A 4159-nucleotide genomic window follows, 5' to 3' on the forward strand; every position below is an offset into this window, starting at 1 on the left:
TTGGCATGCCATTTTTAGTATATCATGAAAGATTTTAAATTTTTATTGAAAAATATTGACAAACTATTAGCTGGTTTAATTGAATAACCTTTTTCTTTTTAAATGACTAAAAACCAAAATACCTATAAGTCCTCCTAATGAATTTAACATAATATCATCTACATCAAACACACCTAATTGAGTAACGTATTGCACTGACTCAATAGTAAGGCTAAACATCAATATTAATACTATTGTCAAAACGTTCTTTAATTTAGGTAAAAGGAGTGGAATTAAAACTCCTATTGGGATAAATAGTAACACCACACCGGAAGTATTATAAAACCAAGTATCAAAATTATAGCTAAGTGCCACTAGTAGCAAAAGGGACAAAATTATGTGACACTCCAGTATAACTCCCATCAAGTCTTCCTGAATAAAACGAAATAACACCAAAGAAATATAGAACAAAGTTAAAACAATAACACACCACTTTGATTTCAAATCAATAACAAACATCGCATGAACATACCTCCTCAATAAAAGGTATGTCCATGCGATGTTTGTTATTCTTAACCAGTTAATCACCTCGTTAATGTAACAAGAAGTGCGCTGACCTTATTCAATCAAACCACCCGTTAGCCAGCCATGAAGCGCAAAAATCAGCGCTTCACCACAGAGAATGAAAATATACTAAGTTGTCTATACTGGTTCTTAATCCAGTCAACCAATCCATAGTTCAATGTATACGGCTCTTTTTTTAAAACGAATTAGAAGGGTCTTCTTTGTTATTGTCCTTTTTATGTAATTAGAGAAGTTTATTTTCATGGTAGTTGAGTAACTATAGCTTCATTTATCAAGTACTCCGTAATATCCTTTCACTTTTTCATTTCTCCAAATAATTCTTCAACCCATCCAAATCCTTGGCACAAATTTTTTGGAATGTGCCTGTCATCAGTTTACTAACTAGTTTTGCTATTCCAGTCATCCCTTTAATTTCCCCGTGTAAAGTAACCTCTGTTGAATTTCCCAAGTCTTTAATTGAATATGTATAAAAATGTTCCCCTTTACCGCTTGTCCCTTTTGAACCGTCTACAAAAAGTTGAATTTTATAAGGTTCAAGACCAGTTACTACAAATACTTCCGTTGCTTCTTGCCCCATCATTTTCCTTGTTTCTTTCCATCTACTGCCAACTTTCATAGGACCTGCATCCAATCGCTCCATTCGAACTAATCCTTGCATCCAATGCTTTGCTGAATCCAAATCCAACAAGCCTTGGTAAACCTTTTCTCTCGGAACATTAAAGGTTTTTTTTGCTTCAAACTGAATACTCATACCATTTCCTCCCTTGACTTTTTACTCCTTAATAAATCAGGCGATTGTTATATTTTATATAATAGCTTTATTAATCTTGCTTGTTGATTTCATAATATATAACTAATCATAACCCCTACATTAATAGCCATTAATCATCATCTTCATATATCTTGTATCCCTATTTTAAGTTCAACAAAAAACGCCTTACTTCCTGCTTTTGGAAGTAAAGCTCCCGTTGTTTAATAAGTAAAGAAGAGGTCACAAAGACCTCCCTCTAACTATTGCTTTTTCTTAACAGGAACCCAAATTTCCGTTTTTGTATCGTTAATCCCTTTTACAAATTCGGGAGCTTCAGCTAATTCATAACCAGACGTTGAGAACCATTCGGTATAAACTCGCTCCCATGTCGTTAATAAAGCGTCTGGCATTTCTCCTGTTGCTTGAAATACTGCCCATGTTTGAGAAGGAATTTCCAAAATCTCAAGTTCTTTGGGACATGGCTTAGTAGTAGCTGTAGCAATATAGTAATCAATGTCTCCATTCTCTTTTGTCACTGAAATATTTAGTATACCTGAAAACGAAGTATTATCGTATAGCTTAACAGATTCTTCTATTTCTTCAATATGCTCCCACATTTTTGGATTGAATTCTTCTCTACTAGAAGCTACTGTTTCTTTTTTCCCAACTACGGTAAAAGGCTCTTTCTCAACAAATTTGTAATTCATTTCAACATCTCCTTTAATCGAAATATGGAAGGTCATCCGAGGATACGCTTTTAAAGGAACGTCTGAATTTTTCACTGTACTAGGATTTACTCCATGTAATGCTTGAAATGCTCTTGAAAATGAATCTGGTGAATTGTAACCATACTTAATAGCTACATCAATCACTCTCATATCACTTTCTTTTAAATCAAAGGCAGCTAAGGTCAATCGTCTTCTACGCACATAGTCTGCCAAGGTAATCCCCGCTATAAACGAAAACATTCGTTTAAAATGATGGTCAGAGAAATGTGTAATCTTTGCAACTTCTTTGTAATTAATATCATCCGCCAAATGGTTTTCGATATAGCTTACTGCTGCGTTCATACTTTTAAGCAAATCCATTTAAATAACCTCCCTTCGCTTTTAAGAATAACAAGATAAACATTTAACGACCCGATATAATCCGTTCAGATTTGTAGGATGTATATGTAAATGTAGAATTACTTTCTCAAGAACAATTTTTCTTTATTCATTAATAATGTCCCAGTTGTGGAACATAAGACAAAGAGAATATTCAACTATCCTCCCTCTATATAGAAAGGGATATCTTTCGATTTCTAGCCTTTTCTCACTATTTCATAGTCATCCATTTTTAATAGACATTGATAATATGGGATAAAATTGTTTTATAGGTATATTTTGGAGTTGAGAAGCAAAAAAGGCTGTATGTACCCAAACCACCTCTATCCAAAAAGTGGATATTAAGTTGAAGTATGGTCGCACTGGTGGATGTCTACATTTCTCATGGAGGTCAACCCTCCCATATCTCGCAGTGTCTATGCTCCAAAATTCCTTCGTCCAACCTTTCCATGAGGTAGATGTCAGTTATGATGCCCGATAGGATCAATGTCAGTATTTTAGTTGATTTACTGACTAATCCGTGCTTCAAATGTCTATTATTTATTGAAATAATCTACTTAAAAACCATATTATTTTCCTAGTATCGAGAAAAATTAAGCTACCTTTGGTAATTCAGATGAGGAATATCCTTTAGCATTCTATCTTCACTAAACTCAAACTGCTTCTTACCGATTGCAAATAACACTCGTATCAATTTATTACATTAGGCTATCAGTGACTGCATCCATCAGTTCTTCATACCACAATTTCGTCTCGTGGCTGTCTCTTGAGTTTATGAATAAATAATCTTCTCCTTTTTCATATAAATAAAAGGAGGGTGATTTTGAAATAGAAATAACTTGCCTTTCCCTAAACCCTCAAGCCGAAAATGGCCCTTTAATCGATTAGCTAAAGCAAAACCATTTGTTCTCATTTGGACATTTGGAATTGTATCGGCTAATTCAATGTTCGTAATTTCATCCAGAGGCCATTCCACTCCGTAAGAACCACTAATGTGCAGTCGATTATCCGAAATTGATAATTCATTCGGTTGTATACCAATATAGGAAGTCCACCCTAAAATTCCAAAAGTAAACACGATCGTAATTTTTAAAATTATTGAATTACGCCTCCTATTTTGGGTCGTATCTAATTTACCAATATAGAGTAAATGGACAAATAAATAAATGATCATCACAAGCCATGATAGTTCCACCATATATTGAATCCTAAATAGATATAATCCTAATCCACCAAGTAAAATAAAACCTGAATTTATCAGTGCTCTTCCTGTTGCTTGTGGATAGCCATTCTGAATAAGTATCTGTTGATCTTCCTCCGATTTTGCAGAAAATCCAGATAGAAGAAAATATGCTTCTTTTTTTACGATAAGGTGTCCTAATAGAAAAAACAATAGAACCATAAATAGTTGGATAATAATGAGTGCGATCAAATAAATCCCCCCTGTCTTTATATATAAATTATTTTTTTTGTGTTCAAACAATACTCTACACTAGCTGCTTGAAGTATATCCAACCGTATATTTTGTTTTTAAAATGGAAATCCAAATAAGCACAATAGCTCATTTAACTAGGTGTTGAAACTAATAAATATTTAGTTACTACTCTTTGTGTAATCTGTTTTCCAAATCTTCTACTCGTTTTTCTAATTTATTTATTTTCGATCACTAGTGTTGCATATATACTGACTGAATTTTCAGTTTTAAAGTTCTTCCTGTTTAGAGCCAAAAAAGTAAATA

At 33.4% G+C, this 4159-nt stretch carries 4 protein-coding genes; all 4 read right to left on the bottom strand.

Features of this window, described 5'->3' with window-relative positions:
* Positions 1-75: 75 nt before the first annotated feature.
* Positions 76-498: a VanZ family protein gene (locus PQ474_RS25605; RefSeq protein WP_273848404.1), complete on the bottom strand. Its 423-nt coding sequence runs from the start codon at positions 496-498 to the stop codon at positions 76-78.
* A 367-nt stretch (positions 499-865) separates the two neighbouring features.
* Positions 866-1315 carry an SRPBCC family protein gene (locus tag PQ474_RS25610; protein ID WP_273848405.1) on the bottom strand — a complete coding sequence of 150 codons (450 nt, stop codon included), beginning with the start codon at positions 1313-1315 and terminating at the stop codon, positions 866-868.
* Between the two features lie 260 nt (positions 1316-1575).
* On the bottom strand, positions 1576-2403 hold the full coding sequence (locus PQ474_RS25615; RefSeq protein WP_273848406.1) for an AraC family transcriptional regulator: 828 nt from the start codon (positions 2401-2403) through the stop codon (positions 1576-1578).
* 790 nt (positions 2404-3193) lie between these two features.
* A complete protein-coding gene (locus tag PQ474_RS25620) occupies positions 3194-3853 on the bottom strand; it encodes a DUF3784 domain-containing protein (RefSeq protein ID WP_273848407.1) in 660 nt (219 codons plus the stop codon).
* Positions 3854-4159: the final 306 nt, after the last annotated feature.

Origin of the sequence: Halalkalibacter alkalisediminis, from assembly GCF_028610705.1 — a bacterium.
Classification (GTDB): domain Bacteria; phylum Bacillota; class Bacilli; order Bacillales; family Bacillaceae_D; genus Halalkalibacter; species Halalkalibacter alkalisediminis.